The organism is Chitinophagaceae bacterium (genome assembly GCA_016713085.1).
GTDB lineage: Bacteria > Bacteroidota > Bacteroidia > Chitinophagales > Chitinophagaceae > Lacibacter.
The window spans coordinates 290,593-308,712 of sequence record JADJPV010000006.1 but is presented as its reverse complement, the minus strand read 5'-3'; the positions used below and the strand labels follow the sequence as shown (position 1 = coordinate 308,712).

At 39.4% G+C, this 18,120-nt stretch carries 7 protein-coding genes and 1 pseudogene; 7 read left to right on the top strand and 1 reads right to left on the bottom strand.

Annotated features, from left to right (window positions below; genetic code table 11):
* Window positions 1-45: 45 nt before the first annotated feature.
* Window positions 46-1,173 carry a glycoside hydrolase family 88 protein gene (locus IPK31_21985; protein MBK8090342.1) on the bottom strand — a complete coding sequence of 376 codons (1,128 nt, stop codon included), beginning with the start codon at window positions 1,171-1,173 and terminating at the stop codon, window positions 46-48.
* A gap of 269 nt (window positions 1,174-1,442) precedes the next feature.
* Between IPK31_21985 and IPK31_21980 the strand changes: the two genes are divergently transcribed.
* The 7 genes and pseudogenes from IPK31_21980 to IPK31_21950 all read left to right on the top strand — a co-directional run bounded on the left by IPK31_21980 (window position 1,443) and on the right by IPK31_21950 (window position 18,117).
* On the top strand, window positions 1,443-4,553 hold the full coding sequence (locus IPK31_21980) for a SusC/RagA family TonB-linked outer membrane protein (GenBank protein MBK8090341.1): 3,111 nt from the start codon (window positions 1,443-1,445) through the stop codon (window positions 4,551-4,553).
* Between the two features lie 59 nt (window positions 4,554-4,612).
* Complete coding sequence (locus tag IPK31_21975; protein ID MBK8090340.1) at window positions 4,613-6,568, top strand: RagB/SusD family nutrient uptake outer membrane protein; 1,956 nt, start codon at window positions 4,613-4,615, stop codon at window positions 6,566-6,568.
* Between the two features lie 205 nt (window positions 6,569-6,773).
* Window positions 6,774-7,613 carry a TonB-dependent receptor plug domain-containing protein gene (locus IPK31_21970; protein MBK8090339.1) on the top strand — a complete coding sequence of 280 codons (840 nt, stop codon included), beginning with the start codon at window positions 6,774-6,776 and terminating at the stop codon, window positions 7,611-7,613.
* A gap of 76 nt (window positions 7,614-7,689) precedes the next feature.
* Complete coding sequence (locus IPK31_21965) at window positions 7,690-10,014, top strand: SusC/RagA family TonB-linked outer membrane protein (GenBank protein MBK8090338.1); 2,325 nt, start codon at window positions 7,690-7,692, stop codon at window positions 10,012-10,014.
* A 25-nt stretch (window positions 10,015-10,039) separates the two neighbouring features.
* Entirely contained in the window at window positions 10,040-12,217 is a 2,178-nt protein-coding gene (locus tag IPK31_21960; protein ID MBK8090337.1) for a RagB/SusD family nutrient uptake outer membrane protein, read from the top strand.
* Window positions 12,218-12,613: 396 nt separating this feature from the next.
* Window positions 12,614-14,830, top strand: a complete 2,217-nt coding sequence (locus IPK31_21955; GenBank protein ID MBK8090336.1) for a fasciclin domain-containing protein — start codon at window positions 12,614-12,616, stop codon at window positions 14,828-14,830.
* A 15-nt stretch (window positions 14,831-14,845) separates the two neighbouring features.
* Window positions 14,846-18,117 (top strand): annotated as a pseudogene (locus IPK31_21950) (SusC/RagA family TonB-linked outer membrane protein).
* Window positions 18,118-18,120: the final 3 nt, after the last annotated feature.

Below are 18,120 nucleotides of genomic sequence, written 5' to 3'. Positions count from 1 at the left end.
TTTATACAAAGTAGTACGATAATTTTTATGGATATTTCATGTAAATTATTTCATTTTGTATATCTCAGTTCCTGCAAGCAGGAAACATCCTAAACCATAATCTTCAAAATCAGGTGTACTGATGTAGGTAACAGGTTGTCCGTCTTTTGGTTCTTTGCCGGTTCCCTGCACATAGCCAAGCTTGCCATCTTTATGTACTGCTTCTTTACACATGGCATTCCATGCTTTTGCAATGGAAGACTTATATGTTTTTTTATCGAGGATATCATTGTTGATGCCCCATGCAAAACCATAAATAAATAAGGATGTGCCTGAAATTTCTTTGCCGCCAAAATGATTAGGATCGTTTAAACTTACGTTCCAGTAACCGTCTGTACGTTGCAGGGGAAGTAAGGCTGCACACATATCTTTAAAATCCTGGAGGTATTCATTGTAATGCGGATCGCTTTTTGGCAATGCTTCCAGTGTTTTTGCCAATGCTGCAACTACCCATCCGTTTCCACGGCTCCAGTAACAATCATCGCCATTGGGTTCTTTGTAAGGAGGAACAAAATCTTTATCTCTCCACCATAATTTTTCTATCTGGTTATATAAACCCTTTCCTCCATGTTTGTATTTAGTGAAGGCATACATCTCATACATTCTTCTGAAATACGAAGTATCGTTATACAGGTTACCCAGTTTCACAAATACGGGCATGCCCATTTGTAATGCATCAATCCAGTTCCAGTCATCTACTTTTCCAGTCATCATCATTGAATCAATAGAAGCTTTAATATCTTTTACTCTTTCGGGGTGCTGCCTGTTATCAATCAGGTACATATCTATATATGTTTGGCCGCAACACTGGTTATCTGCATTTCTTGTTTTGATGCCACCACGCAAACCCCATTTATGTTTTTCACCCCACTGCAAAGCATAATCATAGTAGGCCTGTTGTTTATCTGTTTGATAGAGAGCCATCAGTCCTTCATAATAAACTGCTCTTGTCCAGATGTTGCTGGGCCGCTCAATATTGGTGAAAATCGTTTTACCGGCATCGGGCCACTTGTTCATGAAGTATTGATTGGTAAGCCGTAGTGTTTTTAAGATTTTCTTTTTTGCCGGAATTTTTTGTGCTGTTGAAGCAACAGTTAAGGACAGCAACAGCAATGTGTACATTATTCGTTTCATATATGCAGCAATGTTTAGCGTTTAAGTGTCAAGTTTAAATCATTAAAAGGTTTTGTGCGTCCTGTTGCATCCTGAGCAGATGTTAAAAACAGTTTATTTTCTGTAAATATCTGTTTTAAAAAAGGAAATCATTTTTCTTCTGTTACTCTCGTCAAACTGTATGTCGGGAACGATTGCGTAAAAATAATCAGGCATACAGGATGGTACAGGATGACCGTGAGTAGGAAGAATATTATTTTGAATTACTTTTTAACCTCAATTGCTGTCATATGTCCAACCAAACTCTAATGCGCAGGTGCGTACCTGCACTTGTATTTATTCTATTCTTTTCATTCAATTCTTTTTCGCAAAACACTTTTAAAATTACCGGTAAGGTAACTGATGATGCTGGCAATCCACTATCTGGTGCAAGTGTAACTGTAAAAGGAAAAACTGTTGGTACAACAACAGGTACTGATGGAGGGTTTGAATTAAATGTTCCCTCCGGTAAATCGATATTGGTCATTTCTTCCGTTGGGTTTACCGACCAGGAAATTGATATCAACAACCGATCAATCATTAATGTAACCTTAGTAACCGGCGTATCCAACCTCGAAGATGTTGTGGTGGTAGGTTATGGTACCCGAAAAAAGAGTGATGTAACAGGTTCTGTTGCGGGCATCAACCAGAAGGAAATCCGCTCAAGGCCAGTCGACAATGCTTTAATGGCCATGCAAGGTAAAGTTGCCGGTGTTGATATTACTTCTAATGAACGCCCCGGACAGATTGGTAGTATCAACATTCGTGGTGTACGTTCTTTAACTGCATCTAATACGCCGTTATTTGTTGTTGATGGAATTCCTTTAAGCACAGGTGGTATTGATTATCTTAACCCCAATGATATTGAATCAATAGATGTATTGAAAGATGCATCAGCTACGGCTATCTTCGGTTCAAGGGGAGCTAATGGTGTTGTAATTGTTACAACCAAACAGGGTAAGGTTGGCAAAGTGCAAGTTAATCTTTACAACTCTGTTACGTTTGAAACGGTGAAAGACTGGGCACCAATAATGTCTGCTTCCGAGTATTTAGATTTTCGCCGTTGGGCAGTTTATTACAGTAACCCAACAGGGCGCCCAAGAGGCGATGCACCAACTATTGCCAACGATCGTGATATTTTTCTGGCTACTGCTGACCCAACTGCCTGGAAAAATATTGCCAAAGGCTGGGCCACCGGTACATGGGATGGCTCAAAAGTTGGCAATACAGACTGGACAGGGTTAGTATCACAAACAGGTATTACTACTGATAATACCATCAGCGTTAGCGGTGGTGCAAAAAACATAAAGGCATATGGTTCATTCGGTTATTTAAATAATAAGGGTACATCCATCGGGCAAAAGTTTACAAGGTATACCGGCAAAGCAAGTGTGGATATACAGGCTACTGACTGGTTTAACATGGGGGCTACTGTAAACTTTACTTATGGAATTCAGGAATTTGGCCAATCGAATCTTGTAATTGGTTCATTTGTTGGTTCTCCTTCTACAAGTATTTATGGTTCTGCCAGGGGGCTTTTTAAATGGGCGCAACCTTATGATTCTGCTGGTAACAGAATTATTTACCCCGGAGGGGATGTGGCCATAAAGACTGTGGTAGATGAACAGAATTTTACACAAGACCAAAGAGCAACCCTTCGTGCATTTGGAAGCCTTCATGCACAGATGGATTTCGGAAAAATTCATCCTGTATTAAAAGGATTAAAATACCGTTTGAACTTCGGCCCCGACTTTTCTAACTACACCAATGGTGTTTACATTGACGGACAATCGGCAGCAAGCAGTGGCATTAACGGAGCCTCATTGCAGGAAGCAAAAACATATTCATGGACATTGGATAATTTGATCTATTACGATAAGCAAATTAAAAGACACAATTTTGGCGTCACCTTATTGCAAAGTGCAACAAAGTTTGTTGCTGATCCTGTAAATAGAGTAACGGGTACGGGGATTCCCTTTGCCTCTCAAAAATGGCATGAATTGAATAACAGAGTTCTCCCTTCTACTAATCTTACGATTAATAAAGTTTCTGATTTTACAGAGAGGCAACTATTAAGTTATATGGGTCGCTTAAATTACGGGTTTGATGACAAATACTTATTGACTGCATCTGTACGTACAGATGGTGCTTCGCAGCTTTCAGCTAAAAAGAAGTTTGATGTATTTCCCAGCGCTGCTTTGGCATGGCGGATCAGCAAGGAGAATTTTATGCATAGCATAGGATGGCTGAATGATTTAAAACTCCGGGTTGGTGTAGGTGTTACAGGAAATTCAGCAATTGATCCATACAAAACAATTGGAAGAACCGATCCTTATTTCTATCCGATAGGTGGGGCTGTTAATGCTGCTTTACTACCGGTTTCAGAGTTTGCAAATCCGGATTTACGTTGGGAAAAAACAACACAGTATAATGTGGGAGTTGATTTCTCAATATTTAAAAGCAGGATTTCGGGTGTAATTGATGTATACACTTCACAAACAAAAGACTTGTTAATGAGACGTAACATACCTAGTGTGACAGGTTATAGTTTTACATTCCAAAATGTAGGTGCAACTGCCAACAAGGGTGTTGATATCAATATCAATACAGTTAATGTAACTACGAAAGACTTCCAGTGGACAAGCAATATTAATGCCTCCTGGCAAAAAGACAGAATAACCAACCTGTCAAATGGCAAACAGGATGATATTAATAATAACTGGTTTATCGGCCAGCCTCTTGAAGTTCTTTATGGTTTTGCAGCCAATGGTATGTGGCAATATGCCGATACTGCAAGTATGCGTAAGTTTGGCCTCAACGGCAACACCTTTACAACAGGTCAGGTTAAGCCCATTGACCAGAATGGCGATAACAAAATTGACGCAAACAATGACCGTGTAATTATCGGTCATACAAGGCCCCGCTGGATAGTAGGTATGACAAACAATTTCACGTATAAAAACTTTGAGTTGTCTTTCTTTATCTACGGCCGCTTGAATTACTGGTTTAATACTGGTGGTGAAGCTCAAACGGCACGGGGAAATCAACGCCAGATCAGTTACTGGACAGAGAATAATCAAAACAGCGATTATCAAAAACCGTTTTATTCTGTAGGATCAGGCGATAACTATTCAGCAGCCTTAGGGTACAAAAAAGCATCGTTTTTAAAAGTGAGGAACATTTCTGCTGCCTATAACGTTCCTGCAAAAGTTCTCACTAAGATGCACATGTCTACCCTGCGTGTGTATTTCCAGGCTGCTAACCCGGGTATGCTGTTCTCCCAAATTAAATTCATGGATATGGATGCAGCATCAATGTTCTCTAACCGTGGTTACACGATTGGTATTAATGCAGGATTTTAATTGATTATTACTTGTTGGTAAGTTGCTGAGGCAATTATCCGGCAATAAAAAATATACAGATGAAAAATAAAATAGTTAAACTAAGTATAGCGATCATTCTCATTGCAATGGTTGCCGCTTCATGCAAAAAATCTTTCTTAGATGAAAATCTGGAAACTGTAAGGGAGTTGACCTTTTTTCAAACTGATGCCGGTATCCAGCAATTGGTTAACGGTGCCTATCACCAGGTATTTGCTACACCTTTCAATGGAGAAATGGCCTTTTCCAATATGAGTTATGGTACTGATGAGTTTCGTGTTGGTGGTGATCCTTCAAACGGCATGTATAATTCTTATGGTAATACATTTGGCTCTTTTATAACTCCCAATAATGGTAATACTGTAGCTGCCAATGCACAATGGGATAATTTATATATCGGTATTGGTCATGCCAACATGATTATTGAAAATGCAACGGCCAGTACATCTACCGCTGATGCGATTAAGAAAACCGCCTTAGGCGAAGGTTATTTTTTACGTGCTTATAATTATTTAAGGTTGGTTAGCCAGTATGGGGCTGTGCCGTTAAAAACTAAGTCCAGCGTTTCTGTTGAATTGGAGTTTACACGTGCCTCACCCAAAGATGTGTATGACGTAATAATTGCTGATTTTACACAGGCGTATAATCTCCTCGGCAATACAGGTTCTCCTGCAAAGATTACGAAAGATGCAGCAGCGCATTTCCTGGCAAAAGCATACCTGAGCCGTACCAGCGAAATCAACGATTCCTGGAATTCTTCTACAAAAGCGGCCGATCTGGCTGCCATCGGGCCATTATGTGATGCTGTAATTGCCAACCACGCATTGGCCCCCAACTTTGGTGATTTGTGGAGATATACAGCTCCAAATGGTGCCAATGAAAACCTTCGTGAAGTAATCCTGTCTGCGCAGTTTACAGTAGACTTAACCGCAAGCGGCAGCAATACACAACATCTTTATTATGTTTCCCGCTATGAAGATGTTGTTCAAATGCAAAGAGATCTTAGTGGTGATCGTCCATTCAGCCGCCTGTCACCAACCTTTTTCATGTACCGTGTATACGACATGCAAAACGACTCAAGGTTTTGGAAGTCTTTCAGAACAAAGCATAAGGTTAATGCGAATTCGCCAACGTCTCCTTATGTGCAGGGCGATTTAGGTATTATGTATGTTATCAACCAACCCGGTGATACCCGGTTTTCTGCAAATCTCTTAAATAATTCAGTAACATATAGCGGAACCGGTAAAACCATACCGCATGTGTATGTGGCATTTAAGAATGGCGTTACGGCTGATGGCGGATGGAATGATACCCGCAAATTTCCATCACTGAGCAAGTTTATGGATGGTTCCCGTACCGCAGGTTTTAACGATGTAAGAGGCATTCGGGATATTACGCTGGCCCGTTCTGCTGAAACCTATTTAATTGCTGCAGAAGCAAAAATACGTGCAGCTAAGTTGGGCACCGGATCTTATAGCGATGCATTGGTTTACATCAATGCATTAAGAGGTAGAGCAGAATATAAAAACGGAGAAAGCCGTTCTGTTTATTACGATGGTGGAGCTGCACCAAGCAGTGCTCCTCAAGCCGTTCCTCCTTCGTTTTTCCCTGAGAATTCTTATTATGAGTCAAATAATATTGCAGCAACAACAGCACCTTCAACCAGTTTAGCTGTAACTGATATTGCTACGTTACCTGCAGGAGATGAATATATTATTACAAGACTGGGCTATACTACTCCTTATGACCGTATGTTATGCTTTTTATTAAATGAACGTGCCAGAGAGCTTGCAGGTGAGTATTTGCGCTGGCAGGATTTGTCACGTACCAAAACATTGGTGGCCAGGGCAAAAGAATTTAATCCTGAAGCGGCTCCAAACATTCAGGACAGGCATTTACTTCGCCCAATACCGCAAACATTCCTCGATGGTATTCAGTTAAACGGAGTAGCCTTAACAGGAACACAAAAACAAGCGATGCAGAACCCCGGATATTAATTAGTAAAAACTATTTTTTTTCTGGTGAAATTGTTTTTTACAAGTAAAGAAGCCGTCTCATTATTAAATGAGGCGGCTTTTTTTGGCCAGTAATTTGCCGCAAAGAAATAAAGCAGCACAGAACAGGATGACTGGTTTTTGCATTCTGTCTAATTTGTATCTGTATTCATAATCTTAATTGCTGCTATATGACAAAAAAAATGCTTTGAGCAGATGCTTATACTTTTTTGTATACCTGCTGTTTTTCTCACTTCAATCTTTTTCACAAAACAATTTTAAAGTTACCGGTAAGGTAACAGACAATTCAGGTAACCTGGTGCAGGGTGCCACAGTTACATTGAAAGGGTCAAATGTTTCTGCAATTACATCAGTTGATGGAAATTTTACCATCAATGTTCCTGATGGAAACGCTGTAATCATTATCACATCCATTGGTTATGCAGAACAGTCGTTTTCAATTAAAAACCGTTCAGCAGTTGCCATTACATTACAAACTGCTGCATCTTCATTGCAGGATATTGTTGTAATAGGGTATGGTACACAACGAAAGAGTGATGTAACTGGTGCATTAAGCCGTATTACTGCCGATGTAATTCAGGAAAGGCCAGCACAGAATGTGCTGCAGGCAATACAGGGTAAAGCTTCCGGTGTACAGGTGTCATCTAATATGAAGCCGGGCGAGTTGCCAATTGTACGGGTTAGAGGAAACCGTTCATTGGGTGCATCCAACGATCCGCTGTATGTAATTGATGGAATACCGCTGGTAAATTCATTGGGTGTAAACTCTTTTACAATGAGTGATTTAAATCCGAATGATATTGCATCTATTGAAATTCTGAAAGATGCATCATCAACTGCAATCTATGGGTCAAGAGGTGCTAATGGTGTTATCTTAATCACAACAAAAAAAGGAAAGAAAGGAAAGGTGAATGTGAGCTATAATGCTTCCTATTCTTTTGATTCATATAAATCATTAACAAACTGGATGGATGGTGGCGAGTATGTTGACAGGTGGAGGGCAAGTTTAATGAACGGACGCCTTTAATCATACTATTCCAAAATGGGAATTTAAATCTTCCTGCTACGATGTGGTATCCCAGCCCCTATTTGATTCAGGTAAAATGGGAGCATCTGATCAGGTTGCAACTGCCTCCGTAATGAAAGGATATGAATGGAACCCGGATGGCACCGTGAAAATGCGCAATACAACGCCTGCGGAAATTGCAATGGGTTGGCCGGCACAGGTTCCAATTTACAATTCAAAAAATATCGGCAGTTACGATTGGTTAAAAGATGCGGTTCGTACAGGTGTAACACAGAACCACCAGATTTCACTTACATCCGGAACTGATGTAACAAGGTTTTCAATGTCGCTTGGATATTACGATCAGAAAGGTGTGCAAAAAGATCAGGATTATAAGCGTTTTACTGCCAATATTGGTGGTGATATGACACCGAATAAATGGCTGACTCTGGGTACTTCAATTATCTCATCACTTTCATTACAGAATTTTGGAATACAGGGACCGAATACTTCCAACACAGGTTCAAAAGATTTGTATTCAAGAGCATCTGATCAGTTTCCTTATGCATTACCAAGAGATGATAATGGTGCGTGGATAAAAAATCCGGGAGGTAATCTTACGTTATGGAATCCATTAATTGATATTGATCAATCGAAAAATGATCGCAGAACAGTAGCTGTGCTGGCAAATATTTTTACAGAATTAAAATTTACACCCTGGTTGAAATACCGTGTTAATATGGGTGGTCAGTACAGGTATTTCAGATCAGGTACATGGACAGGGCCAGATGCCACCAGTCATTTAACCAACAGACCAAGTACAGCAGGATATGGAACAGAAGATAACTTCTCATGGGTGGTGGAAAACCTGTTATACTTCAATAAAACATTTGCAAAGAATCATGTTGTTGGAGTAACCTTATTGCAATCATCACAAAAATCAAGAAGAGAAAATACGTCTACCAGTGTAACGGGAACTATCAACCCACTCAGTTTGTGGTATGATCTGGGATCGAATACGGTAGGCAGCCCTTCGGGTTATGGCACAGGGTTTACAGAAAATACATTGAGTTCATTCATGGGAAGATTGAACTATACATTGTTTGACAAATATTTGCTTACAGCTTCAGGCCGTTACGATGGTGCATCGGTACTTGCTCCCGGTAATAAATGGAACTTCTTCCCTTCATTTGCAATAGCATGGAAAATACAGGAAGAAAAATTTCTGCGTTCCGTTAACTGGATCAATGAAATGAAACTTCGTATTGGATATGGTGTAACAGGTAATTCATCTGTGTCACCTTATACCACGTCAGGGCCACTCAGTCGCAACCCTTATGTGTATGGTTCAACAGCTGGTATAGGTTATCTTCCGCAGCTTGTTCAAAATCCCAATTTAAAATGGGAAGAAACTGCACAGATCAACTTTGGACTTGATTTCGGATTGCTTGGAAACAGGGTTTCAGGTTCAGTAGAATATTATCAGCAAACCACATCTGATCTGATTATGCCGAAAACACTTCCTGCTGTTTCAGGATATGTATCAAAATTTGAAAACATTGGAAAAACAAGTAATAGAGGAATTGAAATTACACTGTCAACAATCAATGTGCAGAAAGGTGATTTTACATGGAGTTCAGACATCAACTGGTCTGCAAATACTGAAAAAATTGTTGAGCTGATTAATGGTAAACAGGATATGCTGGCAAACGGTTGGTTTATTGGTCAGCCGTTACAGGTATTTTATCAATATAAAAACGCAGGTATCTGGGGAAGCGATGCAAAAGATGTTACGGAGATGGCAAAGTTCAACGCCAATGGACATAGGTTTTATCCGGGAACAGTGAAAGTGGTTGATCAGAACGGCGACAACAGAATCAATGCTTCCGATATGGTGATACTTGGTACACCCCGTCCAAAATGGTCTGGTGGTATTACCAATACATTCCGTTACAAAAACTGGTCATTGAGTTCATTTATTTATTTCCGTTGGGGACAAACCTATTTTGGTGGTTATCCAAATTCTTACGGTGGTACTTTCCCCAATGGCCGTGTTGAAAATAATGTATGGGCCTGGAATAATACAAGTGGTAAATGGCCAATGCCAAATTCTGGAAATGTAGAAAACATTACTGCGGCCATGCAGTATAATGATGGCTCTTTTGGAGCGGTAAGAAATATTTCACTATCATATATTATACCTAAAAAACTGCTTCAGAAAATTTCGGCTAATGATTCGGTGTTGAATTTCCAGGTGATCAACCCGTTTATATTCGGCCCTGGTGTTGTAAAGTGGGGAATCAATCCGGATGATGAAACAAACTGGAGTATTGCTTCTTCCAATACCAACCCGCTGGGAGGTACAAACAATAATACCATTCTTCAACAAAGCTTTGTGTTTGGTTTAAGAGCAAGCTTTTAAAATAAAAAAAATTAAAAATCATTTTATGAAACAAAGCTTCAATAAATATCTTTTGGCTACAGGATTGATCCTGGCAATTATTTCGGGTCTCAGTTCCTGTAAAAAATTTCTGGAAGAAAAACAGGTGTCAAGTCTTACCCAGGATTATTATAAGAATGAAAGCGGATTAAACTCTCTCATCAATGGCCTGTATGTAATAGCACGTGTTAAACATGAGTGGGATGGAAACGGCTCAAAGTTAATTGAACCGGAAACCGATGCATATATGCATGGTGATCCAAATTTTGCACGTTTTAACAGTGCCGCATACGGTTCAAATGTGAGTACAATTGCAGCACAGAATACCAATAATTTTCTGGGAGGGGCTAATTCAAATTATGCACCAATGGGTACCTACCCGCATATTAATAACTGTAATATTGCACTTGATGTAATTGATAATATTAAGCCGGGTAAATTTGGAAGTGATGAAACCTACCGTAAAACAAGAAGGAGTGAAATACTTTTTCTGCGTGCATGGGCTTATTACCTTATCTCCAATCAATTGGGAGATGTTCCGTTATTACTTACCCCAAAGCGTGAAGACAATGGTATTTATTATTATCCAAAAGCAAAACTGGAAGATGTTTATAAACAGATTATTGGAGATGTAAAGTATGCGTATGAAAATCTTCCTGCCACCGTTTCAGAAAGAGGAAGAGCTACAAAATGGGCAGCAGGTCATTTCCTTGCAAAACTTTATTTAAACAGAGCACAGGCTGCAGGCTTTGCGGCAAGCAGTGAAACTCATTTAAAAATGTTATTCAAAGGAAATGTGGCTACTGATCTTGATTCTGTTATCACTCTTACAACAGAGGTGATTAATGGTAACGGCGGTGCTTCAGGACTTGCACCTGATTACTGGACTTTATTTAACCCGGCTGTATCTGAAACTTCTCCTCATAAAGAAGTACTGTGGGCCGCACAGTTTGATATTAACCTTACACTTGATGGACGTTTTGGCGGTAACCGTTCCTGCAACTATCATATAGGAGACTATACAGCACAAACAGATGTTACCCGTTCAATGGCATATGGCCGTCCTTTTGCAACATACAAACCTACCGACTGGGCTTACGATAATTTTCATGATAAGGTAAATGATTCACGTTTTTATAAAACATTTCAACCGGAATATATCAGCACCGGAGCCAATACATCTTATACATGGAGTGCAGCAGCGGCAGCCTGGTGGAATGCTAATAAACCTGCTGGTGAGCCAACGGTTATATCTGGCAGCAAGCGCATTACCAATGGAAAAAGAGCATTAATCTTTTTGGAAAACCAAAAGGATGATGCACTTGATTCAGCCACGGTAATGAGTCAACCCTTTCAGTTTATGGCACGTTGGGTAAAATCGGCAGTAACCGGTAAATATTATTATCGTTTATATATAGACGGGTCTTCTATGGGTTTGGCAACAACCAGAAGAAATATTTATCTGTCATCTAAAAAGCTTGTAGATCCATCAAGGGGTGGAAGTACAAGCGAAGCAAACTTCAACAGTGAATCAGGAACAAGAGATGCTATTTTAATGCGTCTGGCTGAAACTTATCTGCTAAGGGCAGAAGCATACGGCCGCAAGGGAAATTATGCATCGGCAGTAGCAGATATTAACGTATTACGGCAGAGGGCTGCTTATAAATCAGGCGAAACAAGACCAAAGGTGCTGGTTGAATGGGAACCTCAGACTGCAACATTAACACCTGCGGAGCTTCTTCCTCCTTACAGTGCCGATGGAACTTCGTACAGTAAACTTGCAGTAACTGAAAATATTTTCACTCCGGGTACACCTGAAGCTGTAGCAGAAGGATACATTCCAACTGTTATTTCAAAAGATCAAATGTTTATTCAGTTTATCTATAACGAAAAAGGCAGGGAATTTTTATCAGAAGGTCTTGCGTGGGAAGATCAGCACAATGCAGGTATCTTATATGACAGAATTGAATATCTGAATCAAATGGCATCTGATAAGGCCGGTTTATGGCCCGTTGCATCAAATATTGATAATGGAAATGGACAAAATGGAAATGGAAAAGGACAAGTGCAGAAATTTTATACTTTCCGTCCGTGGCCCAATGCATTTCTGGTGCAATTAACCGATCAGAATGGTAAGTTGCTCGATAATACAGCAAAAGCAGCTTATCAAAACCCGGGCTACTAATCTTCAGTTCCACATATTTTCTAAAAAGGCTGTCTATAATGACAGCCTTTCTCTTTTTTTAAAATAAATACAGTACCCGGCATCGTTTGCGTAAAATCTATTGTCTTTCAGGATAGAACAGGATAGTAACGTGTAGGTTTAACACTAATTTAGATTTCTGAATTAAAATGACGATTGATTCAGACCCCGGAATTGATTTTGATTGCTTAACTGAAAGATTGCTGCTGTATATGACCCATTTATCTACGTTTCCACTGCTTTTACTGAGTATTACGCTCCTTTCTTTCTACTTATTTATTGTCTATTCTGCTCATTTATATACTGGTTGTACCCGGTTGTCAATAAACTATTCAACAAAAGATATTTTAAACGATCTGCAGAGAAATTAACAAACGTATGAAACAGATTCTTCTTTTACTTGCTGTAACTGCCATCCTCTTTTCCTGTAATAAGAAATTCGATGAGTACTATGAGCGCCCAAGTACCCTGGCCGATCCTATTTATCAGCAATTGCAGGCAAAAGGTAAGTTTACCACTTTTCTTAAAGTAATTGATAAGGCGGGTTATAAAGTAACTCTGTCGTCTGCAGGTTACTGGACCTTGTTTGCGCCCCATGACTCAGCGTTTACTGTATATTTTACACAGAACAGCCTGAGTGGTGTTGATGCACTTGATTCTGCAGCCTGTCGTAAAATTGTAACGTATTCTCTTGTTTACAATGCATTTAAGCAGGAACGTATTTCTGATTTCCAAAGTAATACCGGCTGGATTGAAAATACAGCGTTTAAAAGAAGAACAGCCAATTATACGGGTGTATATGATGATAAAAACCTTGCAGGGGCTTCCATTAAAGCAATCGCATCCAACAGAAATAACAGCGGGACCTTCTTTTATGTAGATGCTGACAATAATAATAAACACATCCCCATTTTTGAAACCGGTTATATGACCGGCAAATCACTTACTGCTGCAGACTATAACTATTTTTATCCAAACACAGTTTATACCGGGTTTAATGTTGTTGATGCACAGGTGGTGGAAAAAGATATTGCCGCAGAAAACGGGGTGATACATATTGTAAACAAAGTCATTACTTCTTTACCAAGTATTGATCAGTATATCGGATCAAATCCAAACTACAGTGAATTTAAAAAGCTGCTCGATAAATTCCTGGTACAGTATGTACTGAATGCAACTGTTACAAACAACTATAAAAATATCCACGGTACTTCCGTTGATATTTTCACAAAAGTGTATAACTCAAGTCTGGCTTTTTCACCCAATAACGAAAACTTTTTAAAACTGCAGGATAACGACGGACAGGCTGATACTTACACCATGTTTGTACCTGATAATACAGCCTTAACCAATTATATCAATACAGTTCTGCTGGAGCACTACAGCAGTGTGGATCAACTACCTATCAATGTAATTTATGATTTTGTAAATGCACACATGTGGAGAACTGCCGTATGGCCTACCAAGTTTTCTTCAACCTATAATGCAGTGGGTGAAGAAGCAAGATTTAACAACTCAACAGATATCGTTGATAAAAAAGTACTGAGTAACGGTATCTTTTACGGTACTAACAAAGTGCAGGATGCAAACGTATTCAGCAGTGTGTATGGTAAGGCATATCTCGATCCCGATTACTCAATCATGACCAGCCTGATGAATCTCGATTTGAAATTCCAGGTGTCTAATATTAATCAGAAGTATACATTGTTCCTTGTAAGTAATGCTGCTTTTAATGCAGCCGGTTTTACTGCCGATCCAACAGTAAGCAATGTAATCAATGAGCAATGGCGCTATACACCACCCGGCGGGGGAACTGTATTAACAGGTTCATCTGCACTGGTAAGATTACAGCGTATTTTAAATATGCATGTTGTTCCGGGAAGAGATATTACAGATTTATCAGCACCGGGTGTTGCTTTAACAACATCAGGCGAATTTGTTAAGTATGGCACTAACCAGGTAATTGCTGCGGGTAATCTCGATGCAGCAACTGTAGCGAATGTTACCGATAAAAAAACAGCTAAAAACGGTACTGTTTATTACATTGACAAACTGCTGCAGTTTAGCGAAAAAACAATTGGAAAACATATTGAAGCATTGGCACTTACATCTGCTTCTCCTTTTTATAATTTTAAACAATACATGTTTAACTCTGCTATTTATAATAAAACCACCGGCGAAATACAGCAGGTTGCTTCAGGTTCTTTTTACACGTTTTTAATACCGGATAATGCAGCAATTGTCGCTGCTGTAAATGCCGGGCTGCTGCCTGGAACAGGTACAGCGCCTAATATGATACCTAACTTTACACCAACACTGCCGGCAGATAGAGAGAAAGTAAATAATTTCATTTTCTATCATATTCTCAATAAGCGAAATATTGCAACAGACGGACAGGAAAGCGGAACATTTGAAACATTATTCAAATTCTCCAATGGCGATCCTTCAACCATTTTTGTGAATAACACTGTGCCGAATATTATTACACTGAATGATATGCTCAGCAGAACTGCCAATGTAATTACAACTTCAAGTAATAATTTAAGCACAAGGTGTACCATTCACCTGATAGATAACTATTTAAAAAATAATTAAATATTCACCCAAACAATGCAACGTATGTGGAATAAATTACTGATGCTATTTTCCGTTACAGCATTCTTTACAATTGTTGGGCTTTCAGCTTCAGCACAGATTGTTGTAAAAGGAAAAATTACAGATAAAGACGGTAAAGCTGTTCAGGGTGTTTCAGTATCTGAAATGGATGCCGATAACCGTATTGTAAATGGTACACTCAGCGATATTGAAGGAAATTTTATCTTAAAGAGAGTAAACCCCAAAAACCGGATTTCTGTATCCAGTATCGGGTATAAATCAATTACACAAAGGATCAACAGCCGCACAGTCATTAATTTCAGTATCGATGATCTTTCGTCTGATCTGGGTGAAGTGGTGATCATTGCACGGCCATCCTCGTCGAACGGGATGATTAATGTTCCTGAAAAAAATCTTACAACTGCTGTATCAAAAATCAGTGGAAGAGAACTGGAGGAAATGCAGGCGCCAAGTATTGATCAGGCTTTGCAGGGGCGCTTAGCCGGTGTTGATATTACAGCCAACAGTGGTGATCCCGGTGCGGCCATGAATATCCGTATCAGGGGAGTATCATCCATCAACTCTACAGGTATTCCAATGATTGTACTGGATGGTATGCCGTATGAAACAGAAATTCCAAGTGATTTTAACTTTGGTACTGCCGATGAACAGGGATATGCACAGCTGTTAAATATATCACCTGCTGATATTAAAGATATTACTGTATTAAAAGATGCTGCTGCCACTGCCATCTGGGGTGCTAAAGCTGCCAACGGTGTACTGGTTATAACAACAAAAGAGGAAGCATCGGTAAACCATCTATTACCTATTCATTCAAAGGCTCTGTTTCACTTGTTCCAAGAGCAATTCCATTATTAAACGGCGATCAGTATTCTACATTAATACCGGAAGCATTTATGAACAGGATAGGAACTACTTTAAATACTACCATCAACCGTGAGTTTAACTACGACCCCAATGATCCTTACTGGTATCATAACTACAGCAACAATACCAACTGGATTGATGCTATTTCAAGAACAGGCTATCTGCAGGATCACACTGTAAGTTTGAGCGGTGGTGGAGAGAAAGCAAAATACTTTGCTTCTGTTGGATTTTTTGATCAGAGAGGTATTACCATCGGAACAGATCTGCAACGCTTTAACACACGTATCAATCTGGATTATAACGTATCTGAAAAAATTAAGTTCTTTACAAGTTTTGCCTATACGCATTACGACCAGGCAAGAAATTACCTGGGTTCAAGTTCATCCAGCAGTGAACAGACGATTCGTGGCATGGCCTATATTAAAATGCCCAACATGAGTGCATTTGAGTATGATGAACTCGGAAATCTTACAACAAATTATTTTTCACCCGCTTCAAATGTGCAGGGGCAGTACAGCAGGATTTACAATCCGGTAGCAATGGCAGCCAAAGCAAAATATGATGTACTGGGTGACCGGGTAATTCCAAGATTCCAGTTAGATTATGACATCATCAAAAAAGTATTAAAAGCAACTTTTGATATTCAGTTCGATATTAATAATACAAAAAGTAAGAGCTTCCTTCCGCAAATTGCAACCGGAAGACCAAATACTGAAACTGTTGTAAACAGGGCTTATGATGGTGATGTTGATGCCTTCAGTGTGGGAACAAAAACCAACCTGGTGTATCAGCCTCAGTTTAAAAATGAAAACCATGACCTGCAAACTTATTTAAGTTTCCAGACAAATGAATACAAAGCTATTTACCAGGAAGTAATGACTTCCAATACTCCATCTTCTTTACTGGTAGATCCATCTGTTGCATCCCGTACGCAGAATTCAGAATTAAGGGCAGTTTCAGGAGTTTCTCAAACACGTTCTATGGGTGCGAATGTTGGTGTGCAGTATGGTTATAAAGATAAATACATCATTAACGTTGGTTTAAGAGCCGATGGTAATTCAAGATTTGGCCCTAATTACAGGTATGGTACATTCCCGTCTGTTTCTTTAAGATGGAGAGTTTCTGATGAAGCATTCTTAAAAGATGTGAAACAGATTGGCGATCTGAGTTTAAGAGCCAGTTATGGTATTGCAGGTGAGGTACCACGTTATGATTACCTGTTTTACAACAGGTATACCACGTATGATTATTCTTACCTCGGTGAAGCCGGTATTTATCCATCAAATATGGAATTAAAAAATCTGCGTTGGCAAACATTGAGAGGATTAAACGTAGGTGGAAACCTTGCCATGTTCAGTTCAAGACTGCGTATTGATGCGGAGGTTTACAGAAACAGAACCAAAGATCTATTCTTTGATGGCTTACAGATTCCTTCTTCTACAGGTTATAACTCCATCTTCATGAATGTGGGTACAATGGATAACCAGGGATGGGAAATTGCCGTGTGGACACAACCTTATAAAACAAAAAATGTAACGATCGGGTTTGATTTCAATATTTCTGCCAACCAGAATATCATTCGTGAAATTTCTGAATTCTATCCAAACAGTAAGGGCGATGTAACAAAGAATGGAGAGTACCTCCGCCTGCTGCAGGTTGATAATCCGTTTGGTTCTTTTTACGGGTATAAATTTAAAGGTGTTTATAAAGATAAAGATGCAACCATTGCATCAGGATCTGATGGTAAGCCAATTGTTGGTCCAAACGGACAGATTATCTATATGCGCTTTAATTATCCCGGAACTGATTATACGTTCCAGCCCGGTGATGCGATGTATGAAGATATTAACCACGATGGTAATATTAATTATATGGATGTAGTTTACCTCGGCAACAGTAACCCGAAGTTGTCAGGTGGTTTTGGTCCCTCACTTACCTGGAAGAATTTAAAGATTTCAACGTTTTTCAGTTTCCGTTATGGATATGATGTAATCAATGGTACAAAGATGGGCAGCACCAATATGATTGGTTTCGACAATCAGAGCACAGCTGTTTTAAGCAGATGGAAAAAAGAAGGTGATGTAACAGATATGCCAAGGGCATTAATTGCAGGTGGTTTTAACTATTTGGGCAGTGACAGGTATGTAGAGGATGCTTCTTATATAAGGTTCAGAACAATTACGGCCCGTTACAACGTTGACAAAAAAGTAGTAACCAAATTGAAAATGAAATCACTCAGTGCTTACATAACCGCTGAAAACCTGTTCACATTTACAAATTACCTGGGACAGGATCCTGAAGTAACACTCAGGGGATCAGATCCGTTCAGGGTGTCGTATGATAACACAATGACACCTCCGGCAAGAACGATCACATTGGGAATTCAAGTAGGATTTTAATTA

Coding starts and splice junctions, on each gene's coding strand:
- IPK31_21975 (MBK8090340.1), top strand. CDS start 4,613: ATGAAAAATAAAATAGTTAAACTAAGTATAGCGATCATTCTCATTGCA.
- IPK31_21960 (MBK8090337.1), top strand. CDS start 10,040: ATGAAACAAAGCTTCAATAAATATCTTTTGGCTACAGGATTGATCCTG.
- IPK31_21955 (MBK8090336.1), top strand. CDS start 12,614: ATGAAACAGATTCTTCTTTTACTTGCTGTAACTGCCATCCTCTTTTCC.
- IPK31_21965 (MBK8090338.1), top strand. CDS start 7,690: ATGGGAGCATCTGATCAGGTTGCAACTGCCTCCGTAATGAAAGGATAT.
- IPK31_21985 (MBK8090342.1), bottom strand. CDS start 1,173: ATGAAACGAATAATGTACACATTGCTGTTGCTGTCCTTAACTGTTGCT.
- IPK31_21980 (MBK8090341.1), top strand. CDS start 1,443: ATGTCCAACCAAACTCTAATGCGCAGGTGCGTACCTGCACTTGTATTT.